Source organism: Flavobacterium aurantiibacter (assembly GCF_002251775.1).
Lineage (GTDB): Bacteria > Bacteroidota > Bacteroidia > Flavobacteriales > Flavobacteriaceae > Flavobacterium > Flavobacterium aurantiibacter.
On the sequence record NZ_NOXX01000167.1, the window covers coordinates 13,191 to 31,963 of the forward strand.

10 protein-coding genes and 1 tRNA gene are annotated in these 18,773 nt (G+C 43.3%); 9 read left to right on the top strand and 2 right to left on the bottom strand.

Going from position 1 to position 18,773, the window contains the following annotated elements; genetic code table 11:
* Position 1: 1 nt before the first annotated feature.
* The 4 genes from CHX27_RS04710 (at position 2) to CHX27_RS04730 (ending at position 4,156) form a co-directional block, all read left to right on the top strand.
* On the top strand, positions 2-1,888 hold the full coding sequence (locus tag CHX27_RS04710) for a RecQ family ATP-dependent DNA helicase (protein ID WP_094485612.1): 1,887 nt from the start codon (positions 2-4) through the stop codon (positions 1,886-1,888).
* Complete coding sequence (fmt, locus tag CHX27_RS04715) at positions 1,885-2,832, top strand: methionyl-tRNA formyltransferase (RefSeq protein WP_394335690.1); 948 nt, start codon at positions 1,885-1,887, stop codon at positions 2,830-2,832. The genes CHX27_RS04710 and fmt overlap by 4 nt, the downstream gene beginning before the upstream one ends.
* A gap of 149 nt (positions 2,833-2,981) precedes the next feature.
* Positions 2,982-3,251 (top strand): HU family DNA-binding protein, encoded by a 270-nt coding sequence (locus tag CHX27_RS04720; protein WP_094485614.1) that lies wholly within the window; start codon positions 2,982-2,984, stop codon positions 3,249-3,251.
* Between the two features lie 344 nt (positions 3,252-3,595).
* Positions 3,596-4,156, top strand: coding sequence for a YqgE/AlgH family protein (locus CHX27_RS04730; protein WP_094485616.1), 561 nt, complete (start codon positions 3,596-3,598; stop codon positions 4,154-4,156).
* A 7-nt stretch (positions 4,157-4,163) separates the two neighbouring features.
* On the opposite strand, the gene CHX27_RS04735 is transcribed toward CHX27_RS04730, so the two are convergent.
* Both CHX27_RS04735 and CHX27_RS04740 read right to left on the bottom strand, forming a co-directional pair.
* Complete coding sequence (locus CHX27_RS04735) at positions 4,164-4,985, bottom strand: aminotransferase class IV (RefSeq protein WP_094485617.1); 822 nt, start codon at positions 4,983-4,985, stop codon at positions 4,164-4,166.
* Between the two features lie 47 nt (positions 4,986-5,032).
* The gene (locus CHX27_RS04740; protein ID WP_094485618.1) at positions 5,033-5,425 is read right to left on the bottom strand and encodes an START-like domain-containing protein; all 393 of its coding nucleotides are present in this window, start codon (positions 5,423-5,425) and stop codon (positions 5,033-5,035) included.
* Between the two features lie 133 nt (positions 5,426-5,558).
* Between CHX27_RS04740 and CHX27_RS04745 the strand changes: the two genes are divergently transcribed.
* From CHX27_RS04745 to CHX27_RS04770, 5 genes are all read left to right on the top strand, one after another.
* A tRNA-Met gene (locus CHX27_RS04745) sits at positions 5,559-5,632 on the top strand.
* Positions 5,633-6,231: 599 nt separating this feature from the next.
* A complete protein-coding gene (locus tag CHX27_RS04755; RefSeq protein ID WP_094485620.1) occupies positions 6,232-10,146 on the top strand; it encodes a glucose/sorbosone family PQQ-dependent dehydrogenase in 3,915 nt (1,304 codons plus the stop codon).
* Positions 10,147-10,442: 296 nt separating this feature from the next.
* Positions 10,443-15,209, top strand: coding sequence for a choice-of-anchor D domain-containing protein (locus CHX27_RS04760; protein WP_133063417.1), 4,767 nt, complete (start codon positions 10,443-10,445; stop codon positions 15,207-15,209).
* A 117-nt stretch (positions 15,210-15,326) separates the two neighbouring features.
* Entirely contained in the window at positions 15,327-16,940 is a 1,614-nt protein-coding gene (locus CHX27_RS04765) for a T9SS type A sorting domain-containing protein (protein ID WP_094485622.1), read from the top strand.
* 543 nt (positions 16,941-17,483) lie between these two features.
* Positions 17,484-18,737, top strand: a complete 1,254-nt coding sequence (locus CHX27_RS04770) for a choice-of-anchor D domain-containing protein (RefSeq protein ID WP_094485623.1) — start codon at positions 17,484-17,486, stop codon at positions 18,735-18,737.
* The last annotated feature ends 36 nt before the right edge of the window (positions 18,738-18,773 follow it).

An 18,773-nucleotide genomic window follows, 5' to 3' on the forward strand; every position in this document is an offset into this window, starting at 1 on the left:
ATTGTCTGTCGTAAGTCAAACTCTTTTAAAGTATTGGAATAAAACCAGCTTTCGCGAAAATCAACGCGAAGCCATTGAAAGTGTTCTCGACGGAAACGATACACTGGTATTTATGGCAACCGGCGGCGGTAAATCGCTTTGCTATCAACTTCCCGCACTACTTCTAAACGGAATCACTATTGTAGTATCGCCCTTGGTCTCGCTGATGCAAGATCAAATCAATAGTTTAAGCGATAAAGGCATTAAAGCAATGCAAATTGGCGGCAGCATTCCAAAAAGTGAGCTGACGCGAATGTTCGATAACTGCCGATTTGGAAACTACAAATTACTTTATCTTTCGCCGGAAAAGCTTAGCAACGAAGAAGTTCGCCGAAATCTGGCGCAGTTACCGATTTCACTTATTGTTGTAGACGAAGCGCATTGTATTTCGCAATGGGGGCACGATTTTCGGCCGGCATTTCTAGAAATTCCAGAGATTAGAGCATACGCGCCACAAGCACCCCTGATTGCGCTTACAGCCACTGCCACGCCACGAGTTAAAGCTGATATCAGCGAAAAACTCCGACTCAAAAATCCAAAACTATTCACAAGCAGTGTTTTTCGATCAAACCTCAACATTATTGTTTGGGAATGTGAAGATAAACTGTACCGTATCGTACAAATCTTGAAAAAATATCGCGGTTCGGCGATTATCTACGTTCGAAACCGACGCGCATGCACCGAGTTTTCAGCTGCATTAGAACAACTCGGTGTAACGGCAACTGCCTACCACGGCGGGATGCCCGAAAATCAACGAAAAGAAAACGCGGCACTTTGGACCGACAATAAAAAGCAAGCTATTGTTGCCACCTCGGCCTTTGGAATGGGAATCGACAAACCCGATGTGCAAAGCGTCATTCACGTGCATTTGCCCGACAGCATGGAAAGCTATTACCAAGAAATTGGACGTGCCGGTCGCGATGGAAACGAAGCTTTTGCCGTGATGCTCTTCGGAGCAGCGGATATCCACCGAGTTAAAGCACAATTTTTAGCCAGCTTGCCCGACGAGGCTTTTGTGAAATTGGTGTACGACAATTTGCATCGGTATTTTGTGATTGCCGAAGGTACTGGAGCTGGAGAAATTTATGGCTTAGATGTTGATGCTTTCGCAGAAAAATACCAGCTGGCATCGATAAAAGTGTTTCACTCGCTTCGCTTTCTCGATCGCATGCAATACATACAATTCGATATGCAAACGCGTACCGAAATTCAGGCACATTTTAAAGTTGAGTCGAGAGAAGTTTTGCGCTACATGAGTATGCATAAGGCAGCAGAAGCACCTTTAGAAGCGATTTTACGCTTGCATCCCGGAATATTTGAAGGCAGTGTAAAATTAAATGTTGTCAAAATTTGTCGATTAAGCAAAACCAGCGAAGCCGATTTGATTGCTTTGTGTACGAAGTTATCCGAGCTATCGATCATGGAAACATTGATAAGAAGTAAGAGTTGCAGTGTTCGGTTGTTGCGAAATCGCGATAGTTTGCATCATATCAATGCGGTAGTTAAATCGCTGCGAGCAGAAAACGAATACAAAACACAAGCAATAGATCACGTAATACGATTTGCAGCAGATAAAACGATTTGCAAACAGCAAGCTTTGGCTACGTACTTTGAAGAACCATTAACCGAAAATTGCGGCAAATGTTCGGTTTGCCGAGGAAAGCGCGTTGCCGAAAAGCCTGATGTATCGAAAGAAATTTTAAAAGCGCTAGAAGAGAGAAGTAAAAGCAGTCGGGATTTAGAACAAGAACTCCAAGTGGAAAGCGTAGATTTGATCGCTACGATTCAGCATTTACTGGAACGTGAATTAATAGAAATACAAGCCGACAATACATACCGAAAATTATGAGTTTACGAGTTGTTTTTATGGGAACGCCCGGTTTTGCCCGCGGTGTTTTGGAACGTTTAACTACTTCGACGCATCAAGTAGTGGGGGTAGTAACCGTAGCAGATAAACCCGCAGGTCGCGGACAAAAACTGAGCACCTCGGCCGTGAAAGACTTTGCCGTGGAACAAAACCTACCTCTACTGCAACCCACAAATTTAAAGGATGAAGCATTTACCGAAGCTTTACGTTCTTGGAACGCTGATGTTTTTGTAGTAGTTGCTTTCCGTATGTTGCCAAAAAGCGTATGGAGCATGCCAAAATGCGGCACTTTTAATTTACACGCATCACTGCTGCCGCAATACCGGGGTGCTGCACCTATTAATTGGGCTATTATAAACCAAGAAACGAAAACAGGTGTAACTACCTTTTTCATAGACGATAAAATCGACACCGGTGCGATGATTATGCACCGAACGACGGAAATTTCCGAGCGGGAAACTTTTGAAAGCTTGCACGACAAACTCTTAGCTATTGGACGCGAATTGGTGGTTGAGACATTAGATGGAATTTTTCAAGCTACGATTGAACCTAAAATTCAGTTGGAAACAGAAACATTACGTGAAGCACCCAAGCTGAACAAAGACAATACTAAAATTGATTGGAATAAAGACTGTACTGAAGTAGATGCCTTAATACGTGGCCTCTCGCCCTACCCGACTGCATGGACGCTTTTTGCAGAAGGCGAGACAACATCAGCTGCAAAAATCTTTTTAGCAACACCAAAACCCGAACTCAATTCTATTGAAGTGGGTAAAATCGAAGTTATAGGTAAAGAATTGCTGGTTGGTTGTGGTTCGGGAGCGCTTAAAATTGAAGAATTACAGTTGGCAGGCAAGAAAAGAGTGCGTGCTATCGACTTTATAAACGGACTTAATAGGCAGAAAACACAAGAGTTTACGAGCTAAAGTAAGTTTTTTCTTACAATAATACCGGCAAATGTTAAAGTTGTAAACTTTTTTACGTCAGTTTTTGCCTAATTTGTTGCGTGGTATTTATAAACTATTAAATTTGTTACTATTAACAATATTTTTAACCAACATTAATAACGAAAATTATGAACAAATCAGAATTAATCGATGCAATGGCTGCAGATGCCGGGATTTCGAAAGCAGCAGCTAAAGCAGCACTTGAGTCATTCCTAAAAAATGTTGCTGGCGCACTAGGCAAAGGCGGTAGAGTTTCTTTAGTAGGATTCGGGTCATGGTCAGTATCTGAAAGAGCGGCTCGTGAAGGTCGTAACCCACAAACCGGTGCAACAATCAAAATTGCAGCTAAGAAAGTTGTTAAGTTTAAAGCAGGTGCTGAATTAGAAGGCGGCTTGTAAAAACTACAACACCCATATAAAAAAGGCTGTTCACTTCGAACAGCCTTTTTTATTTGTACTAAATTCGAGAAGATTTTTTCGGTAACGATTTTTGCGTTAACGGCTGGAGCGACATCCTTTTGCCGTAGGAACGCAGGCAAAAGATACAGCGGAAGACGTGGCGGCAAAAGTTCGGGAATGGCCTGGGTTTTGCCGAAACGCCCAAAAAAAATCAAAAAAACACTTGCTTTTCAAATTTGGTTTTCAGGACATTAGTAAAAATTTGAAAATTTTAAGAAAGTTACCGTTAAAAAGCGCTGTTTTTCAATTCTTTTTTTTGTTAAATTTATCCAAACGCAAATGGCATGACTGCGGATAAACTCGATAAAGGACATTTACTGATTGCTGAGCCTTCGATTTTAGGCGACGTTTCCTTTAATAGGTCGGTTATTTTATTGGCCGATCACAGCAGCGAAGGTTCGGTTGGGTTTATTATTAACAAGCCACTTCCCTTTTATATTGGCGACTTGCTGCCCGACATTACAGCAAAATTTCGGGTGTATAACGGCGGACCTGTCGAGCAAGATAATTTGTATTTTATTCACAATATTCCACATTTGGTTCCAAACAGTGTCGAAATTAGCAACGGTATTTATTGGGGCGGCGATTTTGAACTCATCAAAGAGCTGATGAATTCTGGAAAAATCGAGAAACAAAACATACGCTTTTTCTTGGGTTACACCGGTTGGGATGCGCAACAACTCGAGCGCGAAATGAACGATCACGCGTGGATTGTTACTCAAAACAGCTACAAAAACAAAATTTTAAGCAAGCCAACCTCTAAGTTTTGGAAAGAAAAAATGATGGAGCAAGGCGGCGAATACCTTGTGTGGTCGAATGCTCCCGACGATCCGAGACAAAATTAATCTTTAATTATTCGGCAATTAGCGCATTTAAACGCATTCTGATTTCCGCTGCAGCCGTTTTTTCGTACTCTTTTTTACGGTACTTGGTAACCGAACCCACACCTTGAATGGCATTGGTAAAAAACAGCTCATCGGCTTGTTGCAACTCGAAAACAGAAATTGGTCGCTCTTCAAACGCATATTTTTCTTTTAAAACTGCGTCGGTAAGTATCGTTTTTCGAATCACGCCGTTTTGGCAACCTTCCGAGAGCGGCGCGGTACTTATTTTAGTTCCGAAACGCACAAATAAGTTGGCGTTAACCAACTCAACGACATTTTTATGTTCGTTAAGTAACAGGCAGTTTTGCCAGTCGTTTTCCTGTGCGTAAATCGCTGCCGTTACGTGAATGAGTTTGGAGGTCGATTTTATCGTCGACAGCAATTGTGCCGTTATCGTAAAATCGCGGTAAATATCTACTTCATAAAGCTCGTTACTTGCGGCAAAATCGGACTGTTCGAGCGGTTCGGCTTCGATGGTATAACTGACATGCGAGGTTGACGGAAAGTATTTTCCGCCGACGTTTCTAAAAAAAGTGATGCGAACGCGCGCATTTGGGGCTTGAATTTCGTTCGCTTTCTCGCAGAGCATAGCTTCGTAGGTTTCCTGATCGAGCCATTTTGGAATGCTCATACGGGCAATTCGGAGCGCGGCCATGAGTCGGAAATAATGCAACTCGGCGAAACACACCTTACCCAAACGAATTTTTACGGTATCGAAAACGCCGTCGCCGAATAAAAAACTGCGGTTGTGAGGATTGATTTCAGCGGGATTTGGGTATGCATTTGCCATAAAAAAAGCCTTGATAATTCAAGGCTAAGATACAATTCGATTGGCAATTACACCGAACCGATAACATGTTTGAGATCAGCAACTTGATTTTCCCATAGTTGTGCTGCTTCGCCTAATTCGTCTTCTGGGGCGAAATCGGTTACCAAAAGTGAAACATCTTTGGTGATTTCGTCTTCCATTATTTTGAGTTCAAAAAAGTAGTCGGTGTCCTTATCTCCTTCATCAATCCAGCGAAATTTTACCTTTTCGCCCGATTTTCTGGAAGCCAGTCTGGCGCGCTCTTCGGTATCCTCCCAAATAAAGGTAAAAATCTCTCCTCGCGAGTTTACGTTATCTGCAAACCACTCACTTAAGCCCGAAGGTGTTGATATATATTGATACAAGAGTTGCGGCGACGAATTGATGGGGAACTCGAGTTCGTATTTAACTTTTACTTCCATGGTTGGTATGTCAATTTTTGCGAAATATAATGAATATCGGATTAAAACAACAAAATCGAAAAAAATAATTAAAAATACTTTGAGGGTTTGCGTAACATAAGAAAGAATGTATCTTTGCAGCCGCAAAACCAATGGCGAGGTAGCTCAGTCGGTTAGAGCGCAGGATTCATAACCCTGAGGTCGAGAGTTCAAATCTCTCTCTCGCTACTTAAGAATAAAGCCTTTACGATCTCGTAGGGGCTTTATCCGTTTATAGGTTCTTGGGCATCGCATGAACTTCATTAACGAACTAAGGCGCGGTGGATTCATATCCGGCTAGGCGGACGAGAGTTCAAATCTCTCTCTTTTGTAAGAAATGGCTGTTCCGTTGAGCAGTCTTTTTATTTTTTGGGCAGCATTACCTGCTATTATTCCAAGTCCTCGTTACTTTTTGTGTTTTTTAGTTGTTGTTGCAGTGCTTCCGTTGGGCGCATGCACCAATCAACAAAAACTACAAAAACTACCTCCGGGCTTTCCATGCTATCAGGGCTGCAAAATCCGTTTCCACAAAATCATAACCTCTTAGAATGTCGAAAAAAGAGAACAGTGTTAAAAAAATTAACTCTTGTAAATCTAATCTTTGATTTAACTCGTATATCTCAATAATTCTTTTCAAATAGCTTTGAATTTTATCGACAAAACGATTTGTTCTATCGATAAATTGCATTCTTTTGATAAAGAAAAAGGTGACAGCCCGTTTGCTCTGAAAGTTACGTGTTCCACCATACAAAAAAACAAATTACCAATCAAAGCACACCGGTATTTCTATGCGTAAAATTACATTACAACTCCTCCTCTTCTTCTCTATTTCTGTGTACGCCCAAAACTTTACTGAATCGCTTTTAGTTCCCAACAATACATTTGATTATCCCTACGACCTGGTTTATGGTCCAGATAATTACTTGTACCTCACTGAACGAGTTGGCGAACGTGTTCAGCGCGTTAATGTTGCCACAGGAACAGTCGATTTACTTCTTGATATGAGCGCTTTAGTTTGGCGCAACGGCGGACAAGATGGCTTGTTAGGTATTATACTCCATCCACAATTTGGTCAAGGTACGGGCAACGATTACATATATTTATCGTATACGTATTCCACCACAAGCACTGCCGCTAATAGGCGGTTAAGAATTGTTCGCTATACATTTACTGCCAACGGAACCGACGGTAGTCTTTCGTCGCCGCTTGTCTTACTTGACAACCTTCCCGGATCTAATGATCATAACTCGGCTAAGTTTGCATTCGGACCCGACGGCAAACTCTACTATACCATTGGCGATCAGGGTAAAAACCAATTCGACAACAAGTGTTTGGTAATTCGCTCACAGGATTTACCGACCGCAGCTATGGTAATTGCTAACGATTATAGCACTTACGAAGGAAAAATACTCCGAATGAATTTAGATGGTTCAATACCTTCCGATAATCCACTACTCGGCAATGTACGCAGCCACATTTTTACTTATGGACATCGAAACGCACAAGGAATTGCCTTTTCAAGCAACGGCATACTATATTCGAACGAACACGGACCGAAATCAGACGACGAAATAAACATCATCACTGCAGCAAAAAACTACGGTTGGCCTAGAATATCCGGATTTAAGGACGACCGAGCATACACGTATTGCAATTGGTCGACCGCTACCAACTGTAATGGTATTGCATTCTCCGATTACACCTGTGGAGCTGGCGCAACGACTCAAACCGAAAGCTCGTTCAACGCCACCGATTTTCAACCACCGCTTGCTACTTTTTACACCGTAGATAACACTTTCGATTTTAGTGGCGGCTACTTAACTTGGCCCACTATAGCTCCATCTTCGCTAAAAGTTTACGAAGGTTATTCGTGTGGGATTCCCGGTTGGGATAAGTCGCTTTTTAGTACCTCTCTGAAGGCTGGACGTGTTTTCAGAAGTAAGTTATCTGCCGATGGCTCTACAATTGAAGGTACACCGCAGGAGCTTTTTGCATCAAATAACAGACTCCGGTCGGTGGTTATTGCTCCCAACGGTAAAGAATTTTATATTATAACAGATAGTGGTGGAAGTACATCTGGACCAACAGGTTCGGGAGCTACTGTAGTTAATCCTGGAGTTATTCTAAAATACACGTATATCCCAAGCGATAAGGCAGTTGCTTCTTCAGCATCTAACATCTTAGAAAACGAATTTCAAGCAAACTGGAGCGCGCCTTGTGTTTCACCCGCGTCATATAAACTAGACGTGATTACAGTTGCTACATTCCTCGGAACTGAATCTTCCCTAGCCGAATGGAGAGCTACAACAAATACTACTACAGCAACAAGTGGCAGTAACGGCAACAATACCAAAACAATATCTGTAAATACAGGTGTGGCTATAACCTATACCACAGGAGTTGCAGGCAACGCATATAGCACAAGTGGTTGGACAAGTGTTGCAGCAAAATGGTGGCAAATAGACCTAGTAACAACCGGCAGATACAACATTAGAGTTTCATCAGCACAACAATCCAGTAACACGGGACCAAGAGATTTTAAATTACAGTATAGAATCGGAACGAGCGGTATTTGGACAGATGTCCCTAACGCCACTAACATTCAATGCGCAAATAACTTTACATCGGGCGTACTCAATAATATTGTACTTCCTGAAATTTGCAACAACAAAGCCCAAGTTTTCTTGCGCTGGCTCGTAACATCGAACACAGCGGTTAATGGAGCTACCGTTGTTTCGGGAGGAACCAACCGAATTGACAACATTGTTATTTTATCTTCAAATCAATCGCTGTTAGCAAACTATAATGATCTAACAGTAAACGGAATAAATACCCAAGTTACTGGACTTGCAGCAAACACCACCTATTATTATCGCGTTAGAGCCGTTCATGCTAACGAACCTTCTTTAAATTCTGGAGTTTTCACAGTAACGACAAATCCACCGATGAGTAGCTCAGGAAGTAGTATTAACGTAAGCTGTAATGGTGAGGACAACGGAACAGCAACAATCAACGTTACAGGAGGTTCTCCACCTTACTCCTATTCTTGGAGTCCGACTGGAGGAACAAATTCAACTGCAACAGGACTTGCAGCTGGTAACTACATCGTAACTGTTACCGATAGTAAACTGAAAACACATACGCGCAATTTCACGATCACCGAACCGTTCCAAACCGTTTGGAATGGCATTTCGTGGAGCAACGGACTTTCAGTTGCGGGCATTAAAGCCGTTTTCAATGCTAATTTTAACATCACTGCCGATATGGCTGCGTGCGGAGTTGTCGTAAACACGGGAGCTACAGTTACGCTAAACAGTAATTTTGATTTGACAGTAGATGGAAAAGTACAAGTAGCCACAGGTGGTTTACTCACTGTAGAGAACAACGCCAACTTGATTCAAGTGCGCGATATAGCCAACTCAGGAGCCATTCAAGTTAAACGTCAGGCGAGCATGCGCCGCTTGGATTACGTGTATTGGTCGTCGCCGGTGGCTAATCAAAACCTTTTGGCGTTCTCGCCACTTACAATGACCAATCGTTTCTACACCTTAAACGAAGTTACCAACAATTTCGATCCGATAAATCCAGGTACAAATACGTTCGATTTGGCTAAAGGATACATGATTCGGGCTCCCAATACCTTCCCGACCACGCCGCAAACCTTCAACGGACTCTTCCAAGGTGTACCGAACAACGGTAATGCCGCGATTGGAGTGACAGTAGCGAGTTCTGGAAATAACTTAATTGGAAATCCGTATCCATCTACCGTAAATGCGGTATCGTTCTTGAACGATAATCCGGGAACAATCTACTTCTGGACACACAGCCAGCAAGGCGCTACGGCAGCGGCCAACTATGCCTCGTTTAACCTCTCGGGAGGTACGGCAGCTACAGCGGGTGGTCCGACGCCAAACGGCAGTATCCAAGTGGGACAAGGTTTTATTTTAAAGAAATCGACTGCTGGAACGGCAACCTTTACCAACAGCATGCGAACCGGGAACAACCAGAATCAGTTTTTTAGAGAAAACATCGAGCGTCATCGTTTTTGGTTGAACCTTTCGGCAGAAAACCAACCGGTGAATCAGATTTTGATTGGCTACATTCAAGGAGCCAGTAACGGTATTGATGCATCGTACGACGGTACTTTGTTAGAAGGAACTAATGCGCTGGCGAGTGTCATCGACGGTCAAGGCTTGGTTATTCAGGCACGTGCACTTCCGTTTGCCAACACCGACCAAGTTCCGTTGCGATTTGTAGCGGCCCAAAGTGGTAGCTACAACATCAGTATCGATCATTTCGATGGTGTTTTTGCAGAAGGACAAGCCATTTATGTACACGATGCAGTGAGTGGAACCACGCACAACTTAAGCGAATCGGCTTATAACTTCATCACTGAAGCAGGTAGTTTTGATCAGCGTTTTACGATAGTTTATCAAGCTGAAACGCTCGGCGTGGGCACGATTACAAAAGGTACCGATGTACTAGTTAAGCAGAATCAGCATTTACAGCTACAAGCTCAAGGATTCGATATCGCAAAAGTAGAAATCTACGATTTGCGTGGTCGTTTGTTGTACAGCAAAGAGCAAGTAGCACAAGCACGATTTACAGCAACAGACTTTCAAGCAGAAACGCAGATCGTCTTAGTGAAAATCTACGATGCGCAAAATGAAGTTTATGTGAGAAAGTTCCCATTTAAGAACTAAATCCTTCAACTTATATCTTAAAAAATCGGTCTCAAATAGGGACCGATTTTTTTGTTTTATACTATATCTTTTGGCTGAACCATCAAAATAAAACAACTGCTTTTACGTTAACTTTAATATAAGTTTTTTCTTACATTTTTAATCCTGAAACGCATTTTGTCGCTATATTTTGCATTTCATCGTTGATTTTGTTAAAATTTAACACTTTTTATTTGGCGTCCTATGTCTTATTAATGTAGTTTTAGCCTTGCATTGAAAATGCGACATATCAATTCATTATCTAAAAGCCCCGAGATTTGAAAAAAACTACACGATTATTGCTTATCGCAATTCTATTATTAGGAACTGCCCTTTCTTCAAAACTATTTGCCCAAAGTCGAACATACACAAGCACAGGCGTGTTTACTCCTCCTGCGGGTGTTAACTCGGTTCGTGTTGAACTATGGGGAGCTGGTGGTGCCGGAGGTGGTGTTACAGGAGTTAATTCTGCTGGAGGAGGTGGTGCTGGAGGTGCATACACCAGACATAATGCAATACCTGTAGTAGCAGGAACTAATTATACCGTAAATGTAGGTTTAGGTGGTACAGGAAGCACGGGTATAGGCGCACCAGGCGGATCTTCTTGGTTTGGTAGCACTACAACACTATTAGCAGTTGGTGGAAACGGCGGTGCACGTGCAAACAATAATAACCAATCAGCGACAGGAGCAACTGGCCCACTTACCGGAAATGTAGGCGGACAAGTTAATTTCTACGGAGGTGCAGGTTCAGCTGGTGTTGCTTTAACATCCGGAGGAGCGGGTGGAAGTAGCGCTGGAACCGGATCAAATGGAAATAACGCTTTGGCAGCCGTGGGAGGAACAGCACCCACTGGTGGAGGCGCAGGAGCTAACGGCGTTGTAGGAGATTCTAACGGTATTACAGCTTTAGCAATAGGCGGTGGCGGTGGTGGCGCACGTGCCGCAACATCCACCGATCGTTTAGGCGGACCTGGTGGACCTGGACAAGCAATAGTAACATGGACCTGTCCGACATACAGCTTAAATTCAACAACTTTATCAAGTTCTACAATATGCTCTGGGCAAACAGTTACTGTAACTTTAAGCGGTACCGGATTGCCTCAAGGAACCTACACTGTAACATACAATTTATCGGGCAGCGTAACTTCTAACGGAGTTACCGCTGCAATGACTGTAAGTGCATCTAATGTGGGCACATTTACTACACCAACTTTAAACAACGCTGGTACTGTAACTGTAACGATAACTAATCTTTCAAGCGGTAGCAGTCCTGTTCTTTGTTCTACTGCAATCTCTGCCAATAATACAGCTAACGTTACGGTAAGCACAGTGCCGAGTCAACCAGCTAGCATCACAGGAAGTAGCACATTTTGTCCAGGTCAGATCGTATCTTACAGCGTAACTGCTGTACCAGGCGTTACTTACACTTGGACATTCCCAACCAACTGGACGCAACAAACCGGTGGAACTTCGTCTTCAGTTACTGTATTAACTACCACCGATACGGGTAACGTTACTGTAACACCTTCAAATAGCTGTGGAAACGGTACACCACGATCATTAGCCGTAATTTCAGACTACCCAACAATCACTTCTACAACAGGCGCTTCAAGAAGTGATTTCGGTCCACTTACACTACAAGCTACAGCATCTGCGGGAACCATATCTTGGTACGATGTAGCAGTTGGTGGCACCGCTCTTGGGACCGGTACGTCATTTACCACTCCAGACTTAGTAAGTACTACACTATTCTACGTAGAAGCAAATGTTAATGGTTGCGTTACCGTACCGCGTGTAGCAGTAGCTGCTGAGATTATTGCTCCAGAAATTGTGTTTTCTGGAAATGGATTTAACATCGTTGACGAAGACAATACACCCGAAACCACCGACTTTACCAATGTAGGTACTACAAACGTGGGTATTCAACTCAACCGAACTTTTATCATTGAAAATTCGGGAACCGCTGATTTAACCTTGGGCGCAATTACAATCTCTGGCACAAACAGCAGCGAATTCGTAGTTGCAACTGCACCAGCAGCAACAGTGGCGCCGGGCGGATCTACCTCAGTTGTCATTCGATTCACTCCAACCGCTGTTGGCACAAGAACTGCCAACTTCTCGATCGTTACTAACGATGCCGACGAAAACCCATTTAGCTTTGATTTAGCAGGAACCGGAGGCACAGGAGTAACACCAGAAATTGATATAGTTGGAAATGGTGTTAGTATTCTGGACGGTGCTTCAGGAACTACTCCGACCAATCATACCAACTTCGGAACAGCTCTTATTCCCGGAACTATTACAAGAACATTCACGATTTTTAATACCGGAACCGGACCATTAAACCTTACAGGGACACCAATTGTTGTACTAACAGGAGGTCCAGAATTTACGGTAAGTCAGCAACCAAATGCAGTGATTCCGGCTGGAGGTAGCTCTACATTTCAAATAACCTACGCACCTACTGTCGCTGGAACTACAGTTGCTATAATTTCAATCAACAATACAGATAGCGACGAGAATATATACGACTTCGTAGTTCAAGGAGCAGCACTTGTAGCAGGACGTGAAATCGACATTCAAGGTAATGAAATTTCAATCGCCGATGGAGATACAACACCTGCCGTTAACGACCAAACGAACTTCGGTCAAACCGATAGTGCAACTTCTATCGCAATACCATTTAACATCTATTCACTAGGAACCAACTCCCTTACATTTAGTACGACAGTGGGCATATCAGGACCTAACGCTGCACTTTTTACTGCCACACCAGTTCCCGCTACACTAGCTTCGGGTGCCGTAGCGTCTTTTGTTGTAACCTTCACACCAAACACAGTTCTTGGAGTCAAAACAGCAACAATTACCGTAACCAGTAACGATCCGAATGAAGGTACCTACGACTTTGTGGTAAGCGCCGACATTGTGAACGCGCCTGTTCCTACGTCAGCTCCGGGCGGAATTACCTCAAACTTACGCTTCCGGCTAAAAGCTAACAGCAACGTAGGAACATTGAACGACAACGACGACATGCAAACTTGGCAAGATCAAGTATTAGGAAGCACTAAAACAGCTATTTCTAGATTTGCTCGTGAACCTAAGTTCCGAAATAACCCGAGCTCAAACGTCAACTTCAATCCAGTTGTGAACTTTAACGGAGCAAATTCCATGTCAGGAAACCAAGGCTTCTACAACAGTGAAATGTTCATCGTTATTCGTCCAACTGGTACAATAACTTCTGCTTCTAATCCACAAGACATCTACTGTGGAGACGATATCGCAACTAACCGAAACAGCCAAGACGTTACTGGATTCCAAATGGGTAACACCTCTGTTCGCCATACTAATGAAGTTCTTGCATACAACCAAGGTGCTCAAACATCTTACGGAACAGGCGAAATCAGTACAACTAAATCGTACCGAGGAGTACAAATCTTTAACCCTCGAAAGTCGGCCGCCGGTCGTATGGAAATTCTGTGCAACGGTAATTTACTAACTACAACCGAAGTTTTTCCAGCAACGTATAAAGACATAGTGAACTCAAGATACTGGCTCGGTCGAAGCGAATTTTTCGATGCTTCATACAACGGCGATATTCTTGAAATCATCAACTATAGTACAAGAAATAACACCACCGATCGACAAAGAATCGAATCGTATCTAGCCATTAAATACGGAATAACATTAGGTGTAAACGGAATCAGTCAAAACTACCTCGACTCTGCAGGTAATGTGGTTTATAACTCCGGCGCAGGATTTAACTACAACGTAGCAGGTATCGGACGCGACGATTTATCCGGACTTAATCAAAAACAATCTAAAACAGAAAATACCAATGCCGATATCACTATTGGCTTAAGCACGATAGCTGAAACAAACAGCGCAAATACAGCTACTTTTGCAGGCGACAAGCGGTTCCTTGTCTGGGGCTCAAACAACGGAACCCTTGGCGCTCAAGCACCAGTTATCGTAAATATGAGTAGTGGAATCTCCGGATTAACTTCTCAAGTCGATTTCGTTTCCATTGGACGTACTTGGCGTGTTGTTGAAACAGGTGGCGATGTGGCTACAGTAACCGTTTCAGTGCCATCAACCCTTTTAACTTCTACGATTACGCCTCCTGGCGACTTCCTAATGTTCATCTCATCAAGTCCAATCTTCAGCCCAACAGCCGAATACCGCATCATGAAATTCAACGGCTCAAAACTTGAATGTACATACGATTTCAACGGAACTCGATACATCACATTCGGTTATGCGCCTGAACGTACTTTCGAGCGTTGCATCACCTTCGACGGAGTAAATGATTACCTAGATGCCGGACCGGTTTTGAACGTAAACACCGACTTTACCATTTCGGCCTGGGTAAGAAAACAACAAGACGGCCGAAGCATCGTATCAAAAAGAAATGCCAGTTTCACAGAAGGTTACGACTTCACAATCAACAGCGCAGGTCAGCTAGAATTTTCTTTCATCGCAGATGGATTACAGCAAATTACGTCTTCTACCGTAATTCCAGCTGATATATGGCACAACGTTGCAGTTACAGGACAAAACGGAGTCTACACTTTATACATCGATGGTGTTGCCGCAGCAGCTCAAATCTTACCCGTAGTACCCGCAAATAATCAATCATTCTTAATTGCAGGAGCCGACGCTCTTTCGCCAACATCATTCTTCCGTGGCGGTATCGACGAAGTACGTGTGTTTAGTACTGCATTGAGTGCTGAAGAACTGCGCTACATCATGAACCAAGAACTGCGCAACAACAATAATTTCGTGAATGGTTCTATACTACCGGCAAGCGTTACGAAAAATGAAGTTGCCGACATTCCCTACGCAAACCTCGAAGCGTACTACCCAATGTCGACCTACACGTACACCAATGCCAAAGACCAATCGACAAACGATTACACAGCAGCTTTGAAAAATCTAACAACCGTTGATTATCAAACAGCACCACTGCCCTATCGCTCAACAGCCGACGGCAATTGGTACACACCCGGAGTTTGGAATAATGCAACAGTTACCGATGCACCTTAAAGCCTTTCTATTGTAGACGGAACTACACGAATCGCTTGGAACATCGTACAATCGGCACACAACATCGAATCTACTGGAAATAAAGTAGTTCTAGGGCTGGATGTAACCGCTAACAAAATGTCGGCTGCAAACAACTCGAAAATCGAAGTTACTCATTATCTAAAACTCGACGGTACGATTAATTTAACCGGCCTATCTCAACTGGTTCAAACTACAGATTCCGACTATGATGCAGCAAGTATCGGCGGTATCGAACGCGAACAATCCGGACAATCAAACTCATTTAATTACAATTTCTGGTGCTCGCCAGTTAGCACACCAAACACACCACCGAATTCCGGATATACCCTAAGTGGTGTTCTCAGAGATGCAACAGATCCAGAAAACTTGCTAAACATCAACTGGATTGATGATTATAACGGACAACCCACAACTCCAATAACGCTAGGAGCATATTGGCTATATAAATTTCAAAACGTAGGAAACGACTACGCGAATTGGTCGTTCCTCGGCGTCGACGGTAACCTGCTTCCAGGCGAAGGTTTTACCATGAAAGTCCCTGGTTCAGCCGGAGCTAATCAAAATTACGGTTTCGTTGGAAAACCAAATAATGGTGAAATAACACTACCCATTGGCGGCGGATTTTTAAACCTTTGTGGAAATCCATATCCTTCGGCACTTGACGCTCACGCCTTCATTAACGATAACTTAGGTGCTCTCGACGGAACACTTTACTTCTGGGAACACTACAGCACCAACTATACACACAACGTTGCCGATTATCAAGGTGGTTATGCCGCGTTAACATTAGTAGGCTCAACACCTCCTGTTAACCCTCCCAGAGGCAGCGGTTTAGGTTCTTCAACGCGCACAGCAGGAAGATACATCCCAGTCGGACAGGGCTTCTTCGTTACCGGAAATACAACCGGCGGATCTATAGTTTTCAACAACAATCAGCGCGCGTTCGTTCGCGAAACAAATGCACAGTCAAATGTCATGTTCCGTTCTGCTATTTCGAACGACTCGGGTAATGAAGAAGATGAAATTCCAACAAATACCTTCAAAAAATTCAAATTCAGCTGCACAGCTCCTCAAGGTGAAAGACGCCAGTTGCTTGTTGGTTTTATGAATCAATTCGCTACAGAAAATTACGATGCCGGCTACGACGCGCTTGTGTTCGACGAAACGCCTTCCGATATGTACATGATTCTAAACGATTCCAAATACGTAATAGATGGTGAAGGAACTTTTGATGTTGATAAAGTAATTCCACTTGGCGTAAAAGCTGCAAACACCGGTAATGTTATTATTAAAGTCGACGAAATCGAAAACTTCGAAACCTCTGAAAACATCTACCTCTTCGACTCCGTAACCAATACATGGACCGATATCAAAAACGGCGAAGCTACTATTTACCTAGAAGCAGGTTTATACGAAAACCGATTCTCAATTACATTCAACAATAGCCCGCTTAATGTCGAAACTATTCAAAAGAATACGTGCGCAGTAGCTTATAACAGCCAAGCTAATGAACTGAGTATCGAAGCCGGTAATGAGCGAATCGAAGCAGTTGAAATCTTTGATATCAGCGGAAAACTAATCGAGACCATTTCAGATGTAAACGCTACTACCCTACTTAATTTCAAATTACAAAAACACAGCATCGGTGCTTACGTAGTTAAAATCACTACCGAAAATGCTGTTTACAGCCGAAAAATGATTTTGCATTAATCCGGCACCCTTTTTTCCCCAAATTCCAAAAAGACCGTCGGCACCAGACGGTCTTTTTATTTTATAGAGCTTCAAATATCAGAAAGTCACTCGCTAAAAATCCAAATGCGAGTCGGTTTATACTGCTTTTCTATTCATTCTTCTTTTATTATTTGGCTGTTCCCCTTCCATTTTTCCCGCAGCTTCTGTCGGCGCAACGGCAAAAATATCAGGGTCGCGCTTTCCGCTATATCTGCCACAAAAACCTTTCAGGATTTTTGCAGCAGGATGCCGCTTCAACCGCTAACAGAAAAAAAAAGTGTTAAAGTTAAATCCAAACAACTCGTTTTCTCGTAAACACTATAGTTAAAGTTTATTGACAACGAAATCGTTATAGCTACACTTAATCGTGAAAATTAGGTGCTTGGTCGTAGATAAGACTTCACAACTTATTGAAAACTATTGATTTATCTGATAGTCTCATAGCATATAACACACGAATTCCGCTGAAACTGAACTTTAGCAAGGTACTTTTGCCGACGAACAAATGATTTGGAACCATACATGAAATTACAAGTACACTTTTTAAGATTTATTACTTCGGTTACCATCTTATTCAGTTTTATGAGCTTTGCTCAAACTGCTACTTTTACCGACAATTCACCAGGCGGCACAGAAACGTGGACAGTGCCTGCAAACGTAACATCAATCACCGTCGAGCTATGGGGCGGCGGTGCAGGAGGCGGAACGGGCGGAAGCTCGGCATTAGGCGGCGGCGGTGGTGGTGCGTATACGCGTGCAGTCATAGCAGTTACTCCCAACTCTACAATAAATTATATTATAGGTACTGGGGGAAATACAGGCACAAATGGAGGAAATACGATTTTTAATACAAATATTATTGCCAACGGCGGATTAACAACAACCACACGTACTGGTGGTGCGGGTGGCGCTGCTTCAACTACGGGTATCTTCGGAATTACGCAAAGCTTTGCAGGAGGAGCCGGCGGAAACGCCAGACCTGCTAGCGGAGCTGCAAACGATGAAGCTGGAGGAAGCGGTGGTGGAAGTGGTCGAACAGGCGGAACCGGAAATGCCGGACCAAGCGCCACTGGTGCAGGACAACCCGGTACCGCCGCAGGTGGCTGCCCTACCGACGCAGGAATATCCGGAAACGGAGCTGCCGGAAACGGAAATGCAAGTGCCGCAACAGGTACTGGAAATGGCGGCGGCGGACGTGGAGAACAAAACGCAACAGGGGCATCTGCTGGACGCCCTGGTCGTATTATCATAACTTTCGGTACTTCAGAAATAGCCATGAGTGACGGAACCGGACAAGATGGAATTGGCGATGGTAGTACCGGTTTTGCAGTATCTAACGGAACCGACTTCGGAAATGTTAACGAAGCCGACGGAAGCACCGCAACGGTTACCTACGTAATCTTTAATCAAGGACAAGCTGCACTTACTGGAATAGCAGTAACAATTGGAGGAACAAATGCAGCAGATTTTACCGTGATAACTGCTCCTCCCACCAGCATCCCAGCAAGCAGCACCGGCTTTTTCACCGTTCGATTTAATCCAAGCGCAACAGGAACAAGAACCGCAACCATTAATGTCGCAAGTAACGATGCCGATGAAAACCCTTTTAATTTCGACGTTCGAGGTACTGGAGTAAATCCAAATATTAGTGTTGTCGGCGGTCCATCACCTTACACCACATTAAATGACGGCGATAACTCACCATCAACCGCAGAAGGAACTGATTTCGGAACGCAACGACAAAATGCAGGTTCAATAACAAACACGTTCGTTTAGTACACGACAAAAAACATAATTGATTAAAAATCAATA